Origin of the sequence: Maledivibacter sp. (genome assembly GCA_025210375.1) — a bacterium.
Classification (GTDB): Bacteria; Bacillota; Clostridia; order Peptostreptococcales; family Caminicellaceae; genus JAOASB01.
Map to the genome: position 1 here is coordinate 1 of JAOASB010000024.1, position 22,159 is coordinate 22,159.

The 22,159-nt window shown below is 33.2% G+C and carries 18 protein-coding genes and 10 tRNA genes; 26 read left to right on the forward strand and 2 right to left on the reverse strand.

Features of this window, described 5'->3' with window-relative positions:
* The first annotated feature begins 3 nt into the window (after positions 1 to 3).
* The 23 genes from N4A68_08315 (at position 4) to N4A68_08425 (ending at position 17,200) form a co-directional block, all read left to right on the forward strand.
* Positions 4 to 80: transfer RNA gene (locus N4A68_08315), tRNA-Asp, on the forward strand.
* Positions 81 to 84: 4 nt separating this feature from the next.
* Positions 85 to 160, forward strand: a tRNA-Thr gene (locus tag N4A68_08320).
* Between the two features lie 16 nt (positions 161 to 176).
* Positions 177 to 261: transfer RNA gene (locus tag N4A68_08325), tRNA-Tyr, on the forward strand.
* A gap of 16 nt (positions 262 to 277) precedes the next feature.
* Positions 278 to 352 (forward strand) — tRNA-Gly (locus N4A68_08330).
* A gap of 14 nt (positions 353 to 366) precedes the next feature.
* Positions 367 to 440 (forward strand) — tRNA-Gly (locus N4A68_08335).
* Positions 441 to 450: 10 nt separating this feature from the next.
* Positions 451 to 526 (forward strand) — tRNA-His (locus N4A68_08340).
* A gap of 14 nt (positions 527 to 540) precedes the next feature.
* Positions 541 to 616, forward strand: a tRNA-Gln gene (locus tag N4A68_08345).
* A gap of 37 nt (positions 617 to 653) precedes the next feature.
* Positions 654 to 729 (forward strand) — tRNA-Lys (locus N4A68_08350).
* A gap of 38 nt (positions 730 to 767) precedes the next feature.
* A tRNA-Cys gene (locus tag N4A68_08355) sits at positions 768 to 842 on the forward strand.
* A gap of 17 nt (positions 843 to 859) precedes the next feature.
* Positions 860 to 936: transfer RNA gene (locus N4A68_08360), tRNA-Arg, on the forward strand.
* A 676-nt stretch (positions 937 to 1,612) separates the two neighbouring features.
* Positions 1,613 to 1,774, forward strand: coding sequence for a hypothetical protein (locus tag N4A68_08365; GenBank protein ID MCT4564314.1), 162 nt, complete (start codon positions 1,613 to 1,615; stop codon positions 1,772 to 1,774).
* 158 nt (positions 1,775 to 1,932) lie between these two features.
* Positions 1,933 to 3,561 carry an ABC transporter substrate-binding protein gene (locus N4A68_08370; protein MCT4564315.1) on the forward strand — a complete coding sequence of 543 codons (1,629 nt, stop codon included), beginning with the start codon at positions 1,933 to 1,935 and terminating at the stop codon, positions 3,559 to 3,561.
* Positions 3,562 to 3,575: 14 nt separating this feature from the next.
* A complete protein-coding gene (locus N4A68_08375; protein MCT4564316.1) occupies positions 3,576 to 5,396 on the forward strand; it encodes an ABC transporter substrate-binding protein in 1,821 nt (606 codons plus the stop codon).
* Between the two features lie 60 nt (positions 5,397 to 5,456).
* Positions 5,457 to 6,410, forward strand: coding sequence for an ABC transporter permease (locus tag N4A68_08380; protein ID MCT4564317.1), 954 nt, complete (start codon positions 5,457 to 5,459; stop codon positions 6,408 to 6,410).
* Positions 6,407 to 7,546 carry an ABC transporter permease gene (locus N4A68_08385; protein MCT4564318.1) on the forward strand — a complete coding sequence of 380 codons (1,140 nt, stop codon included), beginning with the start codon at positions 6,407 to 6,409 and terminating at the stop codon, positions 7,544 to 7,546. The genes N4A68_08380 and N4A68_08385 overlap by 4 nt, the downstream gene beginning before the upstream one ends.
* Before the next feature lie 2 nt (positions 7,547 to 7,548).
* Positions 7,549 to 8,622, forward strand: coding sequence for an ABC transporter ATP-binding protein (locus tag N4A68_08390; GenBank protein MCT4564319.1), 1,074 nt, complete (start codon positions 7,549 to 7,551; stop codon positions 8,620 to 8,622).
* Complete coding sequence (locus N4A68_08395) at positions 8,585 to 9,517, forward strand: ATP-binding cassette domain-containing protein (GenBank protein MCT4564320.1); 933 nt, start codon at positions 8,585 to 8,587, stop codon at positions 9,515 to 9,517. The genes N4A68_08390 and N4A68_08395 overlap by 38 nt, the downstream gene beginning before the upstream one ends.
* 20 nt (positions 9,518 to 9,537) lie before the next feature.
* Positions 9,538 to 10,518, forward strand: coding sequence for a 6-bladed beta-propeller (locus N4A68_08400; GenBank protein MCT4564321.1), 981 nt, complete (start codon positions 9,538 to 9,540; stop codon positions 10,516 to 10,518).
* 1 nt (position 10,519) lies between these two features.
* Positions 10,520 to 12,166 carry an ABC transporter substrate-binding protein gene (locus N4A68_08405; protein MCT4564322.1) on the forward strand — a complete coding sequence of 549 codons (1,647 nt, stop codon included), beginning with the start codon at positions 10,520 to 10,522 and terminating at the stop codon, positions 12,164 to 12,166.
* Between the two features lie 14 nt (positions 12,167 to 12,180).
* A complete protein-coding gene (locus tag N4A68_08410; protein ID MCT4564323.1) occupies positions 12,181 to 13,773 on the forward strand; it encodes an amidohydrolase family protein in 1,593 nt (530 codons plus the stop codon).
* Positions 13,766 to 15,208: a M20 family metallopeptidase gene (locus N4A68_08415; protein ID MCT4564324.1), complete on the forward strand. Its 1,443-nt coding sequence runs from the start codon at positions 13,766 to 13,768 to the stop codon at positions 15,206 to 15,208. The genes N4A68_08410 and N4A68_08415 overlap by 8 nt, the downstream gene beginning before the upstream one ends.
* Positions 15,209 to 15,235: 27 nt before the next feature.
* The gene (locus N4A68_08420; GenBank protein ID MCT4564325.1) at positions 15,236 to 16,555 is read left to right on the forward strand and encodes a hypothetical protein; all 1,320 of its coding nucleotides are present in this window, start codon (positions 15,236 to 15,238) and stop codon (positions 16,553 to 16,555) included.
* Positions 16,556 to 16,861: 306 nt separating this feature from the next.
* Positions 16,862 to 17,200, forward strand: a complete 339-nt coding sequence (locus tag N4A68_08425; GenBank protein ID MCT4564326.1) for a hypothetical protein — start codon at positions 16,862 to 16,864, stop codon at positions 17,198 to 17,200.
* 323 nt (positions 17,201 to 17,523) lie between these two features.
* On the opposite strand, the gene N4A68_08430 is transcribed toward N4A68_08425, so the two are convergent.
* Positions 17,524 to 17,940 (reverse strand): hypothetical protein, encoded by a 417-nt coding sequence (locus tag N4A68_08430; protein MCT4564327.1) that lies wholly within the window; start codon positions 17,938 to 17,940, stop codon positions 17,524 to 17,526.
* Between the two features lie 111 nt (positions 17,941 to 18,051).
* Between N4A68_08430 and N4A68_08435 the strand changes: the two genes are divergently transcribed.
* On the forward strand, positions 18,052 to 18,252 hold the full coding sequence (locus N4A68_08435; GenBank protein ID MCT4564328.1) for a hypothetical protein: 201 nt from the start codon (positions 18,052 to 18,054) through the stop codon (positions 18,250 to 18,252).
* Between the two features lie 117 nt (positions 18,253 to 18,369).
* Here the strand turns inward: N4A68_08435 and N4A68_08440 are convergent, their stop codons facing one another.
* A complete protein-coding gene (locus N4A68_08440) occupies positions 18,370 to 18,615 on the reverse strand; it encodes a hypothetical protein (protein ID MCT4564329.1) in 246 nt (81 codons plus the stop codon).
* A gap of 1,119 nt (positions 18,616 to 19,734) precedes the next feature.
* Between N4A68_08440 and N4A68_08445 the strand changes: the two genes are divergently transcribed.
* Positions 19,735 to 21,183 (forward strand): cohesin domain-containing protein, encoded by a 1,449-nt coding sequence (locus N4A68_08445; GenBank protein ID MCT4564330.1) that lies wholly within the window; start codon positions 19,735 to 19,737, stop codon positions 21,181 to 21,183.
* A 117-nt stretch (positions 21,184 to 21,300) separates the two neighbouring features.
* On the forward strand, positions 21,301 to 22,134 hold the full coding sequence (locus N4A68_08450) for a transposase (GenBank protein ID MCT4564331.1): 834 nt from the start codon (positions 21,301 to 21,303) through the stop codon (positions 22,132 to 22,134).
* Positions 22,135 to 22,159: the final 25 nt, after the last annotated feature.

A 22,159-nucleotide genomic window follows, 5' to 3' on the forward strand; every position in this document is an offset into this window, starting at 1 on the left:
TATGGTCCAGTAGTTCAGTTGGTTAGAACGCTAGCCTGTCACGCTAGAGGTCGAGAGTTCGAGTCTCTTCTGGATCGCCATTTTGCTGGTGTAGCTCAATTGGCAGAGCAGCTGACTTGTAATCAGCAGGTTGCGGGTTCGAGTCCCATCACCAGCTCCATTTTAATATTTAATCCGGAGGGATGCCCGAGTGGCTAAAGGGGGCGGACTGTAAATCCGTTGTCGACGACTACACTGGTTCGAATCCAGTTCCCTCCACCATATAACTTCTGCATATGCGGTAGTGGCTCAGTGGTAGAGCATCGCCTTGCCAAGGCGAGGGTCGAGGGTTCAAATCCCTTCTACCGCTCCAATATACTTATTTATGCGGGTGTAGCTCAGTGGTAGAGCCCCGGCCTTCCAAGCCGGTTGCGAGGGTTCGATCCCCTTCACCCGCTCCATTTATTCATGGCGGCTGTAGTCAAGTGGTTAAGACACAGGATTGTGGCTCCTGCATGCGTGGGTTCGAACCCCATCAGCCGCCCCATTAAAATATATAATTGGGGATTAGCCAAGTCGGTAAGGCAACGGACTTTGACTCCGTCATTCACAGGTTCGAGTCCTGTATCCCCAGCCATTTATATATAACTAGCTTTAATGTTGATTATTATTATGACCCATTAGCTCAGTCGGTAGAGCACCTGACTTTTAATCAGGGTGTCCCGCGTTCGAGTCGCGGATGGGTCACCATTTTCTTTGCTGGTACTATATATCAAATTGCTATTTATGGCGGCATAGCCAAGTGGTAAGGCAGAGGTCTGCAAAACCTTTATTCCCCAGTTCAAATCTGGGTGCCGCCTCCATTAATTCAATACAAGATGCGCCTATAGCTCAGCTGGATAGAGTGTCTGACTACGAATCAGAAGGTCGGGGGTTCGAATCCCTCTGGGCGCACCAACAGAAACTGCTAGAATACAAAGTTCTAGCAGTTTTATTATGTTTGAATATATTTTAAAATTCGTTTCAATTCCCTTGAATTCTTGACACGTAGCCAACACGTAGCCAACAAAGTATTTTAAAAAAATACGGTTTGGAATTAAATTTTTTCTATATCGTTTTTCAATTCTGCTATATTTGTATGAGTGTATATATTTGCAGTGGTTGAGTAATCTGCATGTCCTATTATTTTTTGAATAGACGTTGTTTTTACATTCCCCTTATTCATCAAACTAGCAAATGTGTGTCTAGTTGAATATGGTGTTAATTTTCTTACATTTGCTTTTTATAGTGAAGGGTAATATAAATATTTTCTATAATAATCTACTCTTATTTTATTTCCATCTTTATTTATTAGATATTCACTATCTTTAGAGTACCGTTGCCTTATATACGGCTGTATTTTAGGGTGGATAGGTATATTGTCTATAATCATTGATAATCAATGGCTATAGGCCTTTTTAATTTTTTGCTATTAATATATTGGCCTGGAATGAATATTGCTTTAAATTCATCCCCATGTGATCATGGTTTTGTTTTCAGAGTAGACTATCACAACAGGTTAAATTAATAGAAATATGTTGCCTATTTAGAATATAAATAATGTTATAACATCAATGCGTTTAAAGGGGATAATATGAATTATTTATCAAATGAAAAACTATCTAAAATAAGACAGATGATTAAGAATGGTGAAATTAATAGAACTACAGAAGGTATGTCTGGAGGTTATATTCAAGGGAATATTCTTATTTTAAGAGTAATTTGTGTATTGGCAATGGAAATTTTAAGTGGTTAGAATAAATTTCCTAGCTTTAACAACTTCAATAGTTTGAATATTGAGAAAAATAAAGCGCGTAAATACGCGCTATTTACACGCCTTGGAGTGAAAAGGTATTATTTATTTAACGGTAAGAGTATCAAAAAACTGTAATTTATATTAGGGAGGGAAGAATTATGAATGAGAAAAAGATATTAAGTTATGGGCTTGAGGCAAAATTAGGGACTTTAAATCCTCATAAGTACTATTCTTACACTGGAACGATAACTGCTCAAATTGTTAGAATGTGTGGAGCAAGACTTTATGTAAAATTACCAAATGAAGACTATACTTCTTTTGTACAAATGGGACAAGTTGCTGAAGGCAATCCCATTCAAGTAGATAAAGAAGGTAAAGTTTGGAGAATCAAAATCAGTCAGGATTATAAATGGTCTGATGGTTCTAAGTTGTGTATTGAAGACGTTCTTTATACTTTCAAAGAGTTATTTGATCCAGCCATGGAAAATACTAAGGCTTGTAACATTATGCATGGGTATATTTCCATTTTAAATGCAGAAAGTTATTACAATGGTAATGCTAAGTGGGAAGATGTTGGAATTAAAATTGTTGATCAAAATTATTTAGAAATTACTACTGAAGAACCTCAGACGGTTGCAGATGTAATGCTCCATTTTGCAAATACTGCGTCCACTCTTGTCAAAAAGGATATATATGAGAAGGCTAAAGTCAATGGAATGAGTTATGGTACAAGTGTTGAAGAATATGTATCAGGCGGGCTATTTAGCATTTATGAATGGAAAGATGGAGAGTATATAAAATTAAAGAAAAATAATTATTTTCCTTATTCTGATTTAGCTAAAGTAGACGAGATTCATATATTACTTTCAGTAAGTAAACAGAAGCAACAGAAACTTTTTGAAGAAGGTAAACTGGATTTTGTTGAATTGATAAGTGAGAATATCCAAGAGTTTGAAAGTTACAATAATATTCTTGAAGATCCTCAGAAAATTATAACAAGTATTAATCTCAATTTGAAGAATCCATCATGTCCAGCCCTTAAAAACCTCAATTTTAGAAATGCCATATATTATGCACTTAATAGAGAGAAAATTGCAGAAAGTGTTAATGAAATACCAGTTCAGTATTACATATCAACTAATAGAATAATCGACAACCTGAAAGGGATTCGTTATAGAGATACAGATGAAGCAGCGGAAAACGTTGTTCCAAACTATGGATATAATGTTGAATTGGCCAAGGAATATTTCTCAAAAGCATTGAAAGAGCTTGATAAGGAAAAAATTGATATTGAACTCCTTTGTGGAGATAATCAAAGACATAAAACATTAAGCTGTGAAATTAAAACTTCAATTGAAAATACTTTTGGACGGGATAAAATTACTATTCATATTAAGGAAATCGAATACAGCAAGCTTAAAAAGTATTTAACGACGTGGAAGACGGATAAGGAAGCATATCAAATGGCATTTGCGGGATTTGCTGGAAGTACAGTTGCTCCGTGGAATGCCTTAAAGTATCATACCGGATTTTATAATGGGGAAACATGGCAAAATGATCAATTTGATGTATTGTGGCATGAAGCAAATTATGGAGAGTCAATACTAATTAAGGGCAAACGTTTACAGCTTACTGCAGAGATGGAAGCTATTCTTATTGATCAGAAACCATTTATTCCAGTAACTCAAGAAGTATACAGATACTTGATAAGTGATCGTATAAAGGTTATGTTCAATCACCCGGTCCCAACTATTGGATTTGGATGGGAATATAGTGATATTAAATGAATGGAGGAGAATTTATGATAAAAAATGTGAAGATTTTCAGCGTACTTTTGATAGTGTTTCTGATACTTTCTGGATGTACTAGAAATGAGGCTAAACCTGAAAATTCAGTAAAAGAACAGCAATCAGGTGGTGAAGTTAGTCAAGAGAAAACGGTACCAAACAATAATACCATTACAGATGAAGGTTATGGAACTTTAAACTTAAGTATAGCTGACAATATTGCAACCTTAAGTCCTCAAAGATATCTGAATTCACTTGTTGAAGGAACAATCGTTAAACGTGTTGGTACAAGATTATATAGTTACGTACCAAATGAGAAAAGAGATGGAGTCGTTGTGGCTCCGCAGCTGGCTGACGGAGAACCTGTCAGTATGAATGAAGAAAACACTATTTGGCATATCAAGGTTAAAGATGGTATGGAATGGTGGAATGGGGATACACTTGATGCTGAAGATGTTGAATATTCATTTAAGATGCTAATTGATCCCAAATTACTTAATCCTAAGGCAAGCAATTTAACTGGAGGAGCTGTAAAAATTAAAAACCTACAGCAATATTATATGCAATTGAGTGAAGGTGGAACTAAAACTGATTTTTCAGAAGTTGGGTTTAAAGCTATTGACAACAATACTATTGAAGTTATAACAGAAAAAGGACAGTTGCCATTTGAAGTCATGATAGCCTTAGCGGATACAGGTACAACATTGGTATATGACAAAATATTCAAAGAAACCCTTAATGAAGATGGTACTGAATCACTTTATGGAACAGATGTAGATAAAATGGGATACTCAGGTCCGTATGTATTAACAGAGTGGGTTAAAGGTTCAAAGCTGGTCTTCGAAAAAAATCCTAAGTATACTTTAAAGGATGATATTAGTCTTTCGAAAATTGTGACTAAGGTTGTACCTAATGTGGCAACACAAATTCAGTTATTTGAGAAAGGCGAATTAGACTTTGTAGCATTGTCTGATGCAGATGCCAAAAACTATGAACAGGATCCAAGGGTAATTAGTGGTAACAATAAGAGAATTACAAGCTTTACATTTAATACTGCTAATCCAGATAAGCCAATTTTGGCAAATTTAAACTTTAAAAATGCAATGTTTTATGCATTAGATAGAGAATCAATTGCTCAATTAATTGATGGAATGCCAACACCTTTCTATATATCAACTGAAAGATTTTCAGATATAGGTAAAGGTATAAAGTATAGAGAAACAGAATATGCAAAGGCTCTGGTACCGGAAAAAAATGGTTACAATCCAGAATTAGCTAAATCTTTTTTTGATAAAGCGATGGAAGAAGAGGAGCTAGAAGATGTTGAACTAACAATTTTGTATGGAGATACGGGTCATTATAAGTTAATTGCTGAGTATGTACAAAAGAGTATTCCAGAAGTATTTGGTGAGAACAGAATAAAGATAAATTTACAAGCAATGCCAAATACCCAGTTGCTATCCCATAGAAAAACATGGAGAGATAATCCTACTTGTTATGAAATAACATTTAGTAACTGGGGAGGAAGTACAACGCTTGTTTGGAATGGACTAAAGTATCATACAAGTATGTATAAAAAAAGAAATGAACCTTGGACAAACGATGAGTTTGATAGACTATGGAAAGAAGCAAATTATGGTGAAAGTAGATTAGAAGAAGGGAAGCAGGCTGAGTACACAGCTATGATGGAAAGTATCATGTTTGATGAGAAACCTCTTGTACCAATTGTTCAGCCTGTTGATAGATTCCTGTTAAATAGTAATATTGCTCCTGGTATCACTAAACCATCACCAATAGCTGGTTTGTGTCTTGAATATGCAAGCATAAAAAAATGATAGTTAGGATGCTTGTCGATTTAAGGGCAGGCATCTTTTACTAAACGTGAGGAGAAGCCTATGACAAAATATATTTTTCAAAGAATTATTGCACTTGTTTTGACATTATTCATCATAATATCTATTGCTTTTCTAGTTGTTAGATTGATGCCTGGCAGTGTTTATGGTGAAGATGCTGAAGTGTCTCCAGCTGTGCTGGAAGCTTTAAATCATAAGTATCATTTCGATGAACCATTAGTTGTTCAATACGGATATTTTTTAAAAAATTTGGCTGTATGGGATTGGGGAACATCCTTAGCATTACAACCAGGTGTACCAGTTTATGACATTGTTAAAGAAAGAATTCCTGTTACGTTAAGAATTAATATGGTTGCGCTATTGATTGCTATTCCTATTGGCATTGTATTCGGTACACTGGCAGCAATAAAGAAAAATACCGTTGTTGATTATATCATATCATTAATGATTGTCATATTTATTTCAGTGCCTTCTTTTGTATCAGCATCAATTCTACAATATTTTGTTGCCTATAAACTTGATTTATTACCTGTAATTTATTCAACAGATGTAGTAGGTGTTTTAGGTAATTTAAAATGTGTAATGCTTCCTATGATTGCATTGGCATTGAGTCCAATCGCAAGAGTTGCAAGATATTTACGTGCTGAATTAGGTGAAATAATGAACAGTGATTATTTGCTACTGGCTAGAACAAAAGGATTAACCTATAGACAATCTATTGTTAGACATGGTATGAGGAATTCTTTTATTCCATTAGTGAACATTATTATGCCAATGTTTACAACTATGATTGGGGGATCGTTGGTTATTGAAAACATTTTTGCTATTCCAGGAATGGGTGGTTTGATGATTGACTCCATTAATTCCAGTGATCACTATGTAACAGTTGCTGTATTAGTATTTTATTCTTTTATGTTTTTAATTACAATGCTTATTACAGATATATCATACAGTTTGATTGATCCAAGAATTAAAGTAGGAGGTGGAAAGCGGTGAAAATATTTTCCGAAGAAAAGTACACTGGACTTTCCCCAGAATCATTTCAAGTGGTTAATATAGATAAAGAAATTGTTGATACTAAGTTCAATACCAAACCCATTAGTTTTTTTGAAGATGTTATAAGGCGATTTGCCAAAAACAAATTGTCAGTTGTGGCGTTTGTACTAATCTGTATAATTGTTGTATTTGCAATTATTGGACCATCCCTTAACCCTTATACCTTTGATGAACAGAATTTAGAGTTAATTAATTTACCAGCTAAAATATCTTTTATAAGTGGTTGGAACATTTTTAACGGATCTAGAGTAGTTATTAATAGACGTGCAGACCTATTGGATGATCCAAATTATTATAATGAAGGTAGTGTCTTGGAGGTTATGAATAAACGGCTGGTTAATGATGTTGAAATGGTTGATGTACTAGTCGATTACTACATATATGAAGGAATAGAAGAGGATGATCATTGGTTTGGTACGGATTATCTAGGTCGAGATTCTTGGACTAGATTATGGAGAGGGGTAAGAGTGTCATTACTTATCGCAATAGTATCTGTGATGGCAAATGTTTTTATTGGTATAGTCTATGGGGCGATTGCAGGTTACTATGGCGGAAAAGTAGACATGATAATGATGAGAATATCAGAGATCATCAAATCGTTTCCAAGAATAGTTATTATAACCATGTTTATTCTAGTATTTGGGACAGGACTGTTTTCAATTGTTGGAGCATTAGTAGTAAAGGGCTGGGTTAATACTGCAAGAATGGTCAGATCTCAATTCTATAGATTTAAAAACAGCGAATATGTTTTAGCAGCAAAAACTCTAGGTGTTCAAGATTTTTGTATTATGTTTAGACATATATTACCTAATTCAATTGGACCTGTAATAACTTATTCGATGATTGCAATACCAAGTGCAATATTTGCTGAATCATTTTTAGCATATATCGGTTTAGGTTTGCAAGCACCAGAGCCGTCAATTGGTGTTTTATTGGCACAAGGACAAAAAGTACTATTACAATATCCTGAGCAAACATTGTTTCCAGCACTTTTGATTTCTGTTTTGATGATCTCATTCAATATGTTTGCTAATGGGTTAAGAGATGCATTTGACCCAACACAGAGGGGAGAGTAAACATGGATAAAGAAAAAATACTGAGTGTAGATAATCTATCGGTTTCTTTTAAAACACAGCAGGGTAGAGTGAAAGCAGTAAGAAATATCAGTTTCGATTTATACAAGGGCGAAACTTTGGCGATTGTTGGAGAATCAGGATCGGGTAAATCGGTTACAACAAAATCAATTTTAGGACTGTTAAGTAAGAATGCATCTATAGACAGTGGAAAGATTTTGTATAATGGTGAAAATTTCGTAAACTTTGTGGAAAAAGATTTTTACAAAATACGAGGTAAGGAAATATCCTTGATTTTTCAAGATCCATTTTCAGCATTAAACCCAATTGTAAAAGTAGGAAAACAAATATCTGAAGCGTTAATACTGAGTAGAGGCATGAACAAGAAAGAAGCAAAAAAGAAAGCAATAGAACTGATGGAGATCGTAGGAATTAGAAATGCTAAACAACGATACAACGGTTATCCTTTTGAGTACTCAGGAGGAATGCGACAGCGTGTGGTAATAGCAATAGCTTTGGCATCAGATCCTCAGATTTTGATTTGTGATGAACCTACAACAGCACTTGATGTAACTATTCAATCTAAAATATTGAATCAGATTGAAAAGATAAAAAATGAAAGAGATTTATCGGTAATCTTTATCACCCATGATTTATCAGTTGTTGCAAATATTGCGGATAGAATATGTGTGATGTATGCAGGAAAAATAGTTGAATTTGGAACAACAGAAGAAATCTTTACAGACCCGGCACATCCATATACTTGGGCTCTTTTATCATCAATGCCGGATTTGGAAACAAAAGAGAGATTATTTGCAATTCCAGGTACACCACCGAATATGATCTATCCACCAAAGGGAGACGCTTTTGCTGCCAGAAATAAATATGCTATAAAATTGGATTTTGAAAAGGAACCACCATTCTTTAAGTTATCAGAGACTCATTATGCAGCTACATGGTTGCAACATCCTAAAGCTCCAAAAGTAAAACGGCCAGAAATTCTTGAAGAAAGAATAAAGAGAATCGTGAGAGAAGGTGGAGATATTGGATCAACAAAACAATGTACTAGAAGTCAATAATTTAACTGTAAAATTCAAAACTGGTAAAAAAGGATTTATGACCGCTGTTGATGGAGTATCATTTAACATTAAGAAAAATGAAATTTTTGGACTTGTTGGAGAAAGCGGTTGTGGAAAAACAACAACAGGCAGGTCAATAATAAGATTATATGATCCTGTAGAAGGGGAGATTAAATTTAAGGGTCGTGTAATCTCTGGAAAGCTGGACAGAAAGAAAAAAAAATATATAACAGATAATATAGCAATGATATTTCAAGATCCAATTTCTTCTTTAAATCCACGGATGACGGTTAGGGAAATTATTGCAGAAGGTTTAAAAATAAGAGGTGTAAAACAAAAATCTAAATTGGATGAAAAAATCTTAAGTATATTGAGTAAAGTTGGACTCGTTGAAGAACATGCATCGAGATATCCCCATGAGTTTTCAGGTGGTCAAAGGCAAAGGATTGGAATAGCGAGAGCTTTAGTCGTGAATCCTTCCTTAATAATTGCCGATGAGCCTATTTCAGCACTGGATGTGTCTATTCAAGCTCAGATCATAAACTTACTTTATGATCTAAAGGATGAGCTTGATATATCCATTTTATTTGTTGCCCACGATTTGTCGGTTGTAAAATACTTTTCAGATAGGATTGGGGTTATGTACGCTGGTAAACTTGTTGAAGTTGCAGAGGCAGATGATCTATATAGGAATCCATTACATCCTTATACTAAAGCATTATTATCTGCTATACCAAAACCAACTCCTTATAAGAATATTAAAGATAAAACAATTGTATTCAATTCAAAAAAATATGATTTCAGTTTAAATAGGCAGATGAGAGCAGTAGCCGATGATCATTACGTTTTATGCAGTGAAGATGAGTATCAATCTTATATTGAAGATTATAGTTAATAATCAGAAGATAGGAAACTATGAAGAAAAGAGAGGGTATTATGAAGAAAGCAACTAAGATTAGGTCCAAATCAAATCTAACTAATTTAATAGAAAGTGATATGATTATTGTTTCAGGTAAATACAAGTATAAGTTTTCTTGGAATTGGGCAAAACTTCCAGAAGACATGAAACTAACTTTAATAAGTGGAGTAACATGTGATAAAGAAGGGAATGTATATGCTTTAAATCGTTCGGAGGATTACCCGATTGTGGTTTTTGATAAAGATGGCAATCTGATAAAGCGAATATCTATAAAGGAGCCAGTTAAACGTGTTCATGGTGCATATATGACTTCCGATGAAAAGATTTGGTTCGCCGATGATGGTGGTCATGTTGTAAGAAAAATCGATAAAGAGGGTAATGTAATCATGACAATTGGTGAATTTGGAAAGCCATCGGATACAGGTTGCAATAATGCATTACCATCTCCTGAACTTGCTAAAAGCATTAAATACAGGGGGCTTCCATTTAATAGACCAACTAAAGCCTTTGAGACAGATAATGGTAATATTTATGTTTCAGATGGATATGCGAATGTTGCGATTCACAAGTTTGGTAAAGACGGAAATTTAATAAAGTCCTGGGGTGCTGTTGGGAATGGAGATAATGAATTTAGAAGGCCGCATGGTATATGGGTAGATAAATTTGAACGTGTTTGGGTAGCTGACCGAGAAAATGATACTGTTAAGATTTTTAATTCCGAGGGCGAATTTATCCATAGAATTGATGACTTGTTGTTTCCTACCGATTTCTGGTCAGATGGGAATCTAATGTATGTTGGTGAATTAGATGGTAGGTTGTCGATTTTTGATTTAGAGTTTAAGCTAGTAGCACAACTGGGCTTTGCAGGCTCACCTTTATGTGTTCACGCACTTTATGGTATGCCAAACGGTGATTTGTTTGCATGTGTGTTTAGGGGGGAATATTACTTAGTTAAATTAGAAAGGATTTGGGATTAATATGAAAAGAAATCTCAAAATTATTAGAACCGCAATAACGAAAGATATTGTTACATTTAACCCACAACGCTACGATTCTATAACTAATGCAGAAATGATTCGTTTATGTTCTGGTCGCTTGTATTCAACGATACCAAATGAAGATTTTTCGTCCTATGTATTGAAAGGTGAAATTGCAGATGGTGAGCCAATACAAGTTGATCAGTTGGGGAAAGTGTGGCGCATAGTTATCAATAGGAATGCAAAATGGGATGATGGTACTCCAATAACATCTGAAGATATAATTCATACCTTTAAGAGTATGTTTGATCCAATACTTCAAAATCCTAAATCCAGTAACTTAATTAGTAGTCATATTACAATCTTGAATGCAAAGGAGTATTTTAATCAGAGGAATAAACAAGAAATTGTTAAGTGGGATGATGTTGGTGTTAAAAAAATAGATGAGTTTACCGTTGAACTAGAGACTGTTGAATCCCATGACTCAATTGAAGTGATGATGCATTTTGTAAATGCAGCATCTTCAATTGTAAGAAAAGAAACTCATTCATTATACACAAATAATGGTAATACAGATTATGGAAATGATGTTTTGAAATTTAGTTCATCAGGTCCATATATTTTGAGAGAATGGGTAAAGGGAAAGAAAATTAGATTTATTAAGAATCCATATTATATATACGAGGAACATATTAAACTTGATGAGTTCCATGTAATTATAGAACCAGATGAAAAGAAATGCATTGAATATTACAATTATGATCTGATTGATTATATTGAAATTTCAAAATCAAACTTATGCATGATTGATGAGGACGAACAGGTAATTGTTGCTCCTCATAAAATAATTAATGGAATATCTATAAATACCTCTAATCCTAACCAAGCAATACTAAAAAATAAAAAGTTTAGAAATGCATTATACTATGGGATTAACAGGCTTGAATTGGCAAATATATTAGGTGAAGTACCTGCTAATTATTATTTATCAACAGCCCGTATTATCGACAGAAAAAATGGTAAAAGCTATAGAAGTACCAAGAAGGCTCAGGAATTAGTAGAGGAAAACCATAGTTACAATAAAGTATTCGCAATACAGCAATTTGAAGAGGCATTAAGAGAAACCTCAGTTAATAAAGTGAGTATAACGTTACTTTGTCCTAATGAAGCTAACAGTAAAGTTATTGCTGACTATTTAAAAGCATCATTTGAAGAGATTTTTTCAGGTAGATTAGCTTTAAAAATTGAAATTGTCGACTTTCTAGACATGCGAAAAAAAATGAAAATGTGGGAAGAAGATTCTGGGTCTTATGAATTAGGTTTTTGTGGATGGGGTGGCAGTACATTGGCACCATGGAATGCTTTAAAGTATTTCACAAGCAATTATCCGCAAAAAAATGAGCCTTTTTCTAATGCTGACTTTGACGAATTATTTTATAGAGCCAGTTATGGAGATCAAAGGTTTGAATCAAATGAAAGGCTTGATATTACCTGTGCTATGGAGAAAATATTAATGGATGAGAAGCCATATATACCAGTTACAGAGAAAACGGTGTATTATATAAAAAAACAGTATGTGAAATTGTCTTTTGATCACTATATTCCTGTGATTGGATTCGGTTTTAAGTATTGCGATATAGAAGACTAATAGGAGTGTAAAATATGTATGATATTGCGATTATAAATGGTTCTATCATTGATGGAACTGGAAGTACGATACAAAAAAGAAATTTGTATATAAAGAATGATATAATAGAGATAATTAGTTCTGAAATATATAAAGCAAAATATGTCATTGATGCATCGGGGTTAGCCGTATCCCCGGGATTCATCGATATACATACACATTCAGATATATCGGCGCTATTTGACAATACTATGGAAAGTAAGATTCTTCAAGGCGTCACTTTGGAACTGGCTGGAAACTGTGGCAATTCCTCTGCGCCTGCTGTAGGAGAATTGGAAGCACATAATTATAAACAAGGGTATAACTTGCATAGTATTACGGAAGTACCTGACAATGAAAGTATTGGGAAGTTAGGTAGTCAAATGGAGCGTGTCGGTATAACAAATAACTATGCCTCATTAGTTGGTCATAGTACTCTTCGCAAGGCTATTGTCGGAGAAGCTTTTAGAGATTCAACAGATGAAGAAATCGAGGCAATGTGTAGTCTTCTTGAAAAGCAAATAATTGAAGGGGCGTTTGGCATATCATTTGGATTAATCTATGCTCCTTCTTCATTTGCTAAAAAGGAAGAATTGATAGCACTGGCTAAAATTGTGAGTAAATATCAAGGAATTGTTGCATTTCATATGAGGAATGAAGGTGCAGGAATATTTGAAGCTTTGGATGAGTGTATTGAGATTGCACAATTATCAGGAGCTCAAATACAAATTTCACATCTCAAGCTTAGCCATAAATCCGTACACCTTATGGCGGGAAAGGTGTTGGATAAAATAGAGAGAGCACGATCAAGGGGTGTAAAAATTTATTGTGATCAGTACCCTTATAGAGCGTCTAGTACATCATTGAAAGTTTTGCTTCCCCCATGGGCTCTAGATGGTGGTGTTGAGCAAGCACTTAATAGACTAATAAATGAGAAAGGCGAAATTACCAAGGAACTAGATGCAAAAATCCTCCAAAGGGGTGGCGCAAGTAATATTTTCATCAATAATACATTCGGACGGTGTCCTGAATATGAAGAGAAATACTTAAATGAAATATTAGAGGAGAGAGGCTGGAGTGAAGTTGAATGTATAAAAAATATACTCATTGATTGTAAATTGAGAGTAAGTGCCATTTATTTCACGATGGATGATGAAGATGTCTATAGGTTTTTAAAGCAAGAAGATATTGCTGTAAGCAGTGATGGAAGAAGCTTTACACTGAACACTGACAAGTTAAAAGGCAATCCTCATCCAAGAAACTTTGGAGCATTTCCTAGAGCTTTAAAATTGATGAGAGACCGCAAGCTATTACCTCTGGAATTAGCAATTCATAAGATGACATCTCTACCTGCATCAATATTAGGAATTAGTGATCGAGGAATTATACAAGAGGGAAAGATTGCTGATTTAGTAATCTTTAACCCAGAGACTATAGAAGATACCGCATCATTTAAACAAGCAGCTTCAAAACCAAAGGGTATCGTTTATGTCATTGTAAACGGTCAAATTGTAGTTAAGGAAGGCAATGTAGTAAAAAGTGGAACGGGAAGGTTTATAAAGAAATCTTTAGGAGGATACAATGGATAGTTATAATGTAGTTAATAAATGGATTGATCAGAATTCGACTCCTTTATTAGATTTAAGCGATAAAATATGGTCTTTTTCAGAAATGAAGTTTGAAGAGTATAAATCTGCAGATGCGACTAAAAAAATAATGAAAGAAAATGGATTTGAAATTCATGAAAACGTAGCTGGACTAGAAACAGCATTTATTTGTTCGTATGGTTCAGGAAGTCCAGTCATTGGTTTTTTGGGAGAATATGATGCATTGGATGGACTGTCGCAGCAAGCTGATGTTTTTCATAGATCAAATGAAGGCAGTGACTTGTCAGGTCATGGTTGCGGACACAATTTACTGGGGGCTTCATGTGCTTTAGCTGTAATAGCAATTAAGGAATATATGATTAATAATAGGTTGGAAGGAACAATTAAATTATTTGGTTGTCCTGGAGAAGAAGGTGGGTCAGGTAAGACTTTCATGGCTAGAGAAGGTATTTTCGATGATCTAGATGCAGCAATAACATGGCATCCTAAAAATCAAAATTCTGTAACCAATTCTTCATCTTTAGCCAATATACAATCAAAGTTTAGGTTTAAAGGAAAAAGTGCGCATGCCGGTGGAGCACCACATTTAGGACGGAGTGCTTTGGATGCAGTAGAGCTAATGCATGTAGGGGTAAACTATTTAAGAGAGCATGTAATTCAGGATGCAAGATTACACTATGCAATCACAAATACCGGTGGTGTATCTCCAAATGTGGTCCAAGCAGATGCTGAAACCGTTCATTATGTTAGGGCTCCTGAAATGTCAGCGGTAAATAGTATTTACGAAAGAGTTTGCAACATTGCTCGAGGGGCAGCCTTAATGACGGATACTTCAGTTGAAATAGAAATTATAAAGGCTACCTCAAATACAATCATAAATTCAACTTTAAACAGAGTAATGGATCAAGTATATTCTGAACTAGGTGAAATTAGTTATAACGCTGATGATTATGAATACGCCAATAAGTATATGGAGACATTATCAGAAGAAGATATAAAGCACGTAATAAATGTCGTGAAAAGGAATATGACCACTGAGAATTTTATGCAAAACAAAGAGACGTTAATGAATAGTTCTCTCTTGCCATTCCATGTAACATTGAAAGAAAGGGAAGTTGTAAGGAAAGGATCGACAGATGTTGCAGATGTGTCTTGGATTGTACCCACAGTTCAGGCAGGTGTTGTTTGCTATGCAAAAGGGACACCTGGTCACAGCTGGCAAAAGGTTGCGCAAGGCAAATCATCAATTGCTAAAAAGGGATTAATCTACTCTTCTAAAGTGATGGCCTTAACAGCACTTAAACTATTGGATAACCCACTGATATTAGAAGCGGCGAAAAGAGAATTGCAAAATAGAGTTGGACCTACAGGGTATATATGCCCAATACCTGAGAATGTGTTTCCCAGCAAAATTTAAATTTGATTATGAAGTGAGAGATTGCTTATGAAACTAGGAATTGTAAAACATAATAAAAGTGTAACCGCACATCAAGTGGCTATGATTATCGATCGTGATTTTACTGAGATTGAGTATGTATTTTTAGAATATGATAATTTAGACAGAATTGATGATTTAATCAAAGCAAATTATTCAAGATTAGATGCACTTCTTTTTCTTGGGAAATTAAGCTATGATGTTGCAAGTAAATCAATGGTAAAAAGTATTTTAATGGAACATTTGTCCTATTCAAAGTATTCAATAATTAATAGTTTTATGCACGCTCACTTGGTCTATGGTTATGATTTGAATAAGATAAGTTGTGCAACTACAAATACTAAAAAAATATTACAAATACAGGAAGATTTAGAAATTAATGATAAACTGCCAGAACTGTTATTAGCATCAACTGAACAATACAATAAGATTAGTATTGAAGAATGTTATCAATTAAATAAAAAGGCCTATTTAAATGGAGAAATAGATTTTATAATTTCTACTGTTACAGGTGTATTGGAAAAACTAAAAGCAGATAATATTCCTTGTGAAATGGTGACGCATGCAGAAATCAGTATTAAAAGTAAATTAAGAAGATTATTAATGCGAAATATTGCTGAGGTAAACAAAAGCAATCAGATTATAGTCATCGCAATCTCGATTGACCGATTACCTTATTCAGCAATTCAAAATTATGATGAGTATTATAATTCAATTCAACAACTAAAGATATACAAGGAAATTTATAAGTTTTCAAAGGCTACACAGTCTGCAATTATGGAAATTGGCAATGGAAATTTTTTGCTTTTTTCTACTAGAAATGTAATTGAAAGAGAAACCGATGGATTTACGAAAATGGATTTAATCGATAAAATAAGAGATACAAAATGTGGTACAATTAGTATGGCTATTGGTTTTGGGGCAACAGCAAATCAAGCTAAGAAAAGTGCTCTAAAAGGGCAATATCATTCACAAAAGCAAGGTGGAAACTGTGCTTTTGTCGTGTTTGACGATAACAATATGTTTATATTAAATAAAAGTGTTACATCAAAAGAAATAAGCGAGAAAGTTGATAAGAGAATTAATGATATTGCTATTAATTCTAAACTTGGAATAAATACAGTATTTAAATTGATTAGAGTTGTTGAACAATATTCAATTGAAGAAATTACGGCAAAAGAATTAGCGCTTTTGTATGGTATCACTCACAGCAGCATGAACAAAATAATATCCAAGCTTGAAGCCTGTAACTATGTCAAGATAATTTCCAATAATAAAATTAATCAACGTGGCCGACCCAGTAGAATTATCAGGTTCAATTTTGGATAAAGATTTTTGACCAAGATAATGCATCTAGGCAAGGGGACAGGGGGAGACAATGTCGTCAACTTAAGAAAAATAAAAATATATGGACTTTCTTAAAAATAATTATAAACAGCTCTACAAATAGAAATGTGATTTTTAGACATACTATCTAATTTGGAGCTGTTTATATGACTAAAAAATCTATTGTCAAATTAATTCTGAAGGACGAGGGGACAGGTTGAATGTCCTTTTTTCATCTAGCGGTTTACAAGTATTAAAATAAAAAACAAACTAGTAGGAGATCAAGAGTATTCAACCAAGAAGCTACATATGATAACTGAACCAATACCCCTTACTGCTTCAATAGACTATGTAGAATCTGGAATAGACACTAAGTATAGTAAAAAACTTCTAGTACATATTATTAGCCCATTTAAAGTGGCTTTATACTCAGAGCTAAGAACTGACTCTGAAAGAGAGACTTACATGGTTTGCAAATCTTTAACACCAAATAACATATTATTCAATAGATTTTTAGACACCGAGCAATTTAATATAATGCTGCGATCAAGTTTTGTTGACAACGATGATAGAAAAAAATTACTAAAAGTAACTGGAATAATTAAACATAAAGCAGTAAAAGAAGTTGGTGATGATGGAGTAAGCTAGGCTGTAACTATAAAGACAGGTGTAGCCACTGTAAATGATGTGAAAGCACCTAATCCAGTTGAATTGGCACCTTATAGAACCTTTTCAGAGATTGAATAACAACCTGAAAGCTCATTCATTTTCAGAATGTAAAGTGGACCTTCAGTAGCACTTTATGAAGCCGATGGAGGAGCTTGGAGAAATGAAGCTATGGAGAATATAAAAGAATACCTAGTTAAGAATTTTGAAGGACTAGATTTTGTAAAGGTGATTTCTTAGTAATTGTTTTAAGGTGATGGGGTCACCTGCCACCTATTGTATACGAGTTAAGTTAAAGCATAGAATTATTTTGCTGTATTTAAATCAATGATCTGTATATTATGTTGTGAACAATAATTAATGAGACGTTCTAAAAACTTTTTTTTGTTTATAGAATTAATATTAAAAGTGAATATGGTTCCAGTAGTATAGACATTTAAATTTTGAAAAGTACCTAGGCGTCCCAGTTTGATTTCATATTCGATTTCAAATTTATCAATCTCATTCCAGTAAAAGTATCTTTTTCGTCTGTAAATACTGTAAAATGTAATTTTTTCGTTATCTGCGATTATTTTATAATCTTTAAACTCTATGACAAAAAATATTAATGAAACAAATACAGCTATTAATGGAGCTTCATTAAAAAGACCGAAGCCTGTAAGAATACAAATTATTGTAATAAATATTAAAAATTCTTTAAATGATGAGAATACATAGTGCATAGATTATACATCCTTTCAATATAATAACAGTTCTATTATATTGGAGAAATTTTCAAATGTCTATATTAAAGAAGATTTTAACGGAGAATAAATTTAAAGGGAGTGATGTAAGTGGATAAAACTGCAATTAAAAACTTTATAAACAAAATGAGTGAAGAACTTCCTCATGAAATACCAAAAGTTCTTCCTGAAAAAATACAAATTATTATTGATTATGGTTATAGGGAGATTTTAGTAGGAAAAACAGTTGTCTTAAAGCTACCACGAGTTGTAGCTGCATATAATTTAAGTTTCACTTTAGCTACTTCATAATTAGGTGTAAATGGGAAATATAAGTATCCTTCTACATAATCATAGCCATAAAGTTTTATAGGTAAAGTTATCTTGTGTTTTTTTATAGGAAAATTCGAATAAATATTAGGATTGTCTTTATGAAGAAATTGCAATATGTTTTTCAGAACGATTACTAATCGTTACAAACATAAAAGAATGATAAGTTGTTTTAAAATGTGAATTAGAGGGTGCAGGAAAATAATAGCTAGCATCATCAACAGGCTGGATAATTTTTAAGTTAGGCCTTTCTAATAAAAATCTATAAAAATGAAGAATAAGTCCAGATATACCAGTTATACATCCAATTATTGATAATATAATACTTAAATCTATGCCATTCATGTAAATCACCCTTTACTAAGTACATTTTACCATAATTTACTATATGGTTTATATAAGTTTTTAACTAAGATATATGCAAAAAAGTAAAAAAGAAATTGTCTATATAACAATCTTTTATTCAGAGTTAAATGCAAGTGGGTCTTCACCATATTTATTTGGTCCATGAGTCCCTTTAATAAATATTAAAAGTATAATAAAAAAAGTACTGATCAATGGTAGGTGTGAACAGAGGAATTAGCGGAGATTAAGAAGGACAAGGGGACAGGTAGAATGTCCTTTTACATGCAAGTACTGCAATCGAGCGATATGCAACTCAAGGACAGAAAACCTGTCCCTGAGTCCTTTTTATTATATTCAAAAGGTATGTAATCAATATGTAAATCAGGTTCTATATTTGCAAAAATTAGCTGCTGATATTCAGCACTATCTTTAAATTCTTCTCTTGGGATTCCGATTATTTCTTTTTGCCCATTAGGCTTTTCTTTTATCCCTATAATAATATATTTTGTCTGCTTTGAATTTGAATTAGCTAAAGCCATGATATCTATTAATAAATTTTCTTTATTCTTATATTGTATAGACTTAAAATCTACAAAATCATTTTCATAATTAAAGGACGAGGGGACAGGTTGAATGTCCTTTTGCGTGCAAGTACTGCAATCGAGCGAGATGTAATTCAAGGACGGAAAACCTGTCCCTGCGTCCTTTCTCCCTGCGTCCTTTCTTTTGGAAGGTATAATCTGTCTGCAATGAGGTATACATTGCAAGTTATAGAAAGAAGAATTGTAAAGTGGGTAATAAGCAAATATAAATATCTCCGAGGTAGACGAAAGGGAGCTGAAAAATGGCTTGCTCAGGTAAGTAAGACGCAGAGAACCAAAATTATTTGTTCATTGGACTTTTATAGGTATTTAGTAGGTTGAATGATAGGAGTCGTATTAAGGGAGACTTTCACGTACAGTTCTGAAAACAAAGAAAATAGGACAAATTATCATGTTTTCTAGCCACTCGACGCTGCGAATATAGTCAAAAAATGTCGGAAAAAATTACTACAAATATAAAAATATATATATTATAATAGAATATGTATAAAATGACATAATTAAAGGAGGACAAAAGATGAAGATTAAAAAGTTAGGTGTTTATTTTATTATTTTTTTAGTAATTTGGTGTTCTGGATCTTTAGTGTATGCTGAGAAGAGTAAGCAAACTGTATCTATCAATAATTCCGTATTAGAATTTGACAAGATTATTTATGTAGATGTTAGTAATGGCAATGATGACATAAATAATGGTAGCAAGGCAAAACCCTTTAAAACTGTAGAAAAAGCCTTTACTACTATTATTGATAAATCATTAGATTATGCCATAGTTATGGGAGAAGGAGAATATAACTTTGGGACTTTTACTCAATTCACTACTAGTAAGATCAATAAAATAGCTTATATTGGTACAGGACAAAATACAATTTTAAAATTAAAAGGTTGGGATTATTCTAATACTAGAGCAAAAAGTAATCCCTGTAAATCAGAACATCTATTTTATAATTTAGTATGGGATGGAAATGGAATAAATAAAAATAATACATTTGGAACATTATCCAATTGGGAATTTAACAATATAGTTTTTAAAAATTGTCCAAGTGGTTATGGATATTTCGTTCCTAATAATAATTCAGAACTTACTATGAATAATTGTATTAAATTGGATGATGAGGGATCATTCTTAAGAACAACGCACGGTACAATGAAACTTACTAATTGTTATGGAAATTTCACATCAGGATATAGTACAAATCAAAGTAATTGGGATTATAAAACAAATATAATCACACCTAAGCCCAATATAGGGCCCAATTATAATATTTTGGACCCTGATTGGGAGAATACAGGGACAGGTACTAATCCAGATGGGACAGTTGCAAACATAGGAGTTTTTGGTGGGGAATTCGCTTGGGGTGATTGGGAAGAATCCCAAACTTTGAGTCTAGATATAGAAGCATCAAACTATGAAATGCTTGGTGGAACCCAATTTGAAACTTATGTTGTTATAAATAATTCAAATAATATTTATGCAGAAGATATTAATATTACATACGATACTGATTTATTTGAACTTTTTAGTACTGTTCCAGTAAATGATAATGATTTAAAAATATATCATCAAAAAACTGCAACATTGGGTGAAGCTAGATATGTGGTAGCAAGCAAGGGAGCAGATTGTGGGTTAGATGGAGATGCGCAAATACTAAAATTGACATTTAAAGCTAAAAATGTTAATGGTTCAGGAGATATAGCCATATCATCAGGTATTGTAGCAGATGGGAAAGGTATTGAAGTTGCTCCATCATGTGCGGGCAAAACATTTACAATTACTAGACAAAACTTAGGTGATGTTAATAAAGATGGGGAATTTACTTTAGGTGATTTGGCAATAGCTGGAAGATTATTTGCATCAAAATCTGACACTTGGGGAGAATATGAACCAGACGTAGATGCAAATGGGAATGTTGAAGATATTGATTTAACAACTATAGTACAATCAATATTAGCGAATGAAAATAATTAATAGATATTCAAAAGGATAGGATTATTATCTATCCTTTTTATTTTTTTCGTGCGTCACAGGGGAAAAAGGGTCAGGCTAAACTATAAACTCTATGATATAATGAAATAGGGTGATAAAATGCCAAGAAAGCCAAGGATACATTATGAAGGAGCATTATATCATGTTATTGTAAGGGGTAATAATAAAAGTTATATATTTGATAACGAAAATGATAAATTGGAATACCTAAAAAGAGTAAAAAAATATAAAGAAAAATATAAAAGTAAAATATATGCCTATGTAATTATGGATAATCATGTTCATTTATTAATGGAGGTATCAAAAACACCATTATCAAAGATAATGCAACTTATCCAACAGACGTATACACAATATTATAATAAGAAATACAATAGAACTGGACATGTCTTTGAGCAAAGATACAAGGCAATACTTTGTAATAAAGATGAATACTTATTGGCACTAATTAGATATATTCACAAGAACCCTGTAAAATCTAATAGTTCTGATATCAATTACAAATGGAGTAGTCATCAAGAATATCTAGGAAATAATCTTGGAATTTGTGATGTAGATTTTCTATTGTCTATGTTTTCAAGTCACAGGGAACTGGCTGAGAAGAAATATTTAGAATATGTTATGGACAAGGATATTGAAATAGATGAAATTATGAACTATGAACTAATACTGGAAGAAGATATAAAAATAGATAATACAGACAAGGTGAAAATTGAAAAGAAAAATATAGATGATATTATTACAGAGATTGAAAGAGACTATAAGATAAATATTGAAGATATAAAAGGAAGAGCTAGGAGTAGATATATTAGTAAAATAAAGCAATATTTTGTTCGCGAAATATTGAAGTATAGATTAATGAGTCAAAAAGAATTAGCAGAATATCTTGAAATCACAGAAATGGCAGTTTCAAAAATTGCTAATAAAGTTTAAAGTTTAGCCTGACCCTATTGTACCC

Excerpts from the sequence above, each read along its gene's own strand:
- N4A68_08405 (MCT4564322.1), top strand. The coding sequence starts at position 10,520 with ATGAAAAGAAATCTCAAAATTATTAGAACCGCAATAACGAAAGATATT.
- N4A68_08440 (MCT4564329.1), bottom strand. The coding sequence starts at position 18,615 with ATGAATGGCATAGATTTAAGTATTATATTATCAATAATTGGATGTATA.
- N4A68_08365 (MCT4564314.1), top strand. The coding sequence starts at position 1,613 with ATGAATTATTTATCAAATGAAAAACTATCTAAAATAAGACAGATGATT.
- N4A68_08370 (MCT4564315.1), top strand. The coding sequence starts at position 1,933 with ATGAATGAGAAAAAGATATTAAGTTATGGGCTTGAGGCAAAATTAGGG.
- N4A68_08430 (MCT4564327.1), bottom strand. The coding sequence starts at position 17,940 with ATGCACTATGTATTCTCATCATTTAAAGAATTTTTAATATTTATTACA.
- N4A68_08380 (MCT4564317.1), top strand. The coding sequence starts at position 5,457 with ATGACAAAATATATTTTTCAAAGAATTATTGCACTTGTTTTGACATTA.
- N4A68_08425 (MCT4564326.1), top strand. The coding sequence starts at position 16,862 with ATGATAACTGAACCAATACCCCTTACTGCTTCAATAGACTATGTAGAA.
- N4A68_08400 (MCT4564321.1), top strand. The coding sequence starts at position 9,538 with ATGAAGAAAAGAGAGGGTATTATGAAGAAAGCAACTAAGATTAGGTCC.
- N4A68_08445 (MCT4564330.1), top strand. The coding sequence starts at position 19,735 with ATGAAGATTAAAAAGTTAGGTGTTTATTTTATTATTTTTTTAGTAATT.
- N4A68_08420 (MCT4564325.1), top strand. The coding sequence starts at position 15,236 with ATGAAACTAGGAATTGTAAAACATAATAAAAGTGTAACCGCACATCAA.
- N4A68_08410 (MCT4564323.1), top strand. The coding sequence starts at position 12,181 with ATGTATGATATTGCGATTATAAATGGTTCTATCATTGATGGAACTGGA.
- N4A68_08415 (MCT4564324.1), top strand. The coding sequence starts at position 13,766 with ATGGATAGTTATAATGTAGTTAATAAATGGATTGATCAGAATTCGACT.
- N4A68_08390 (MCT4564319.1), top strand. The coding sequence starts at position 7,549 with ATGGATAAAGAAAAAATACTGAGTGTAGATAATCTATCGGTTTCTTTT.
- N4A68_08375 (MCT4564316.1), top strand. The coding sequence starts at position 3,576 with ATGATAAAAAATGTGAAGATTTTCAGCGTACTTTTGATAGTGTTTCTG.
- N4A68_08450 (MCT4564331.1), top strand. The coding sequence starts at position 21,301 with ATGCCAAGAAAGCCAAGGATACATTATGAAGGAGCATTATATCATGTT.